Annotated in this window: 1 protein-coding gene; it reads right to left on the reverse strand. The window is 60.6% G+C overall.

Features of this window, described 5'->3' with window-relative positions:
* On the reverse strand, nt 1-694 hold a 694-nt coding region (locus tag ACNA1V_RS17415), incomplete at its 3' end, for an IS66 family transposase zinc-finger binding domain-containing protein (RefSeq protein ID WP_415834825.1).
* Nucleotides 695-863 lie beyond the last annotated feature (169 nt).

The raw sequence follows: 863 nt of genomic DNA on the forward strand, positions 1-863 counted from the left end.
GAGAGAGTTTCACACCCGCTCGCGCGTAGATCACTTCCTGGCGATACAGCGGCAGGTGATCTGCGTATTTGGCGACCAGTACCTGCGCCAACAAGCCGGTTGTCGCCACGCCTTTGTCGATCACCTGGGCCGGTACCGGGGCTTGTACCAGCGTCTCGCATTGACGGCACACCCACTTGCCTCGGATGTGACGTTCCACCGTAAACGTACCCGGTACATAGTCCAGCTTCTCGGTCACGTCTTCGCCGATGCGCTGCAACTGGCAGCCGCATGGGCAGGTGGTGCCATGGGGTTCGTGGTGGATCTCGGTGCGAGGCAGCTCCGGCGGCAATGCCTGGCGTTTGGGCTGGGCAAGCGGCTTGTCTTCCGGCAGCGTGCCACCCAACTGCACCAGTTCCTGTTCTATTGCGGCCAGGTCTGCATCCACGGCATCATCGAGCAGGCTACCCTGTTCGCCAGGCAACCTCTCGCTCTTCTTGCCGTAGCGGTAACGCCGCAGGATCGCAATCTCGTGCGTCAACTGCCGGATGCGCGTTTCCTTGTACAGATTGTCCTGGCTCAGCCGTTCCACCTGTTGCTGAGTTTCCTGCAACGCGATATCTCGCTGCGTCAGCTCGCCCATCATCTGGCGCATCAACCCCCGCAGGGTATCAGCATCCAGTTGATCGAGGTCGGGCACAGGCAGTTGAGTCATAGCGCTAATGATGCCATGCAGCATCCCTTCGCACCATTGGCGATGCTCCGCATTGCGCCTTACAACAGGCTCAGACCTGACGGCTCCAGACGCTGCCACGGCAGGCCAACGACCAAGGCTCTGGCCTGATCTACCGATAGATTCACATGACTGCCCTGCGACGGCCATG

This window comes from Kerstersia similis, from assembly GCF_965139615.1.
GTDB lineage: Bacteria > Pseudomonadota > Gammaproteobacteria > Burkholderiales > Burkholderiaceae_B > Kerstersia > Kerstersia similis.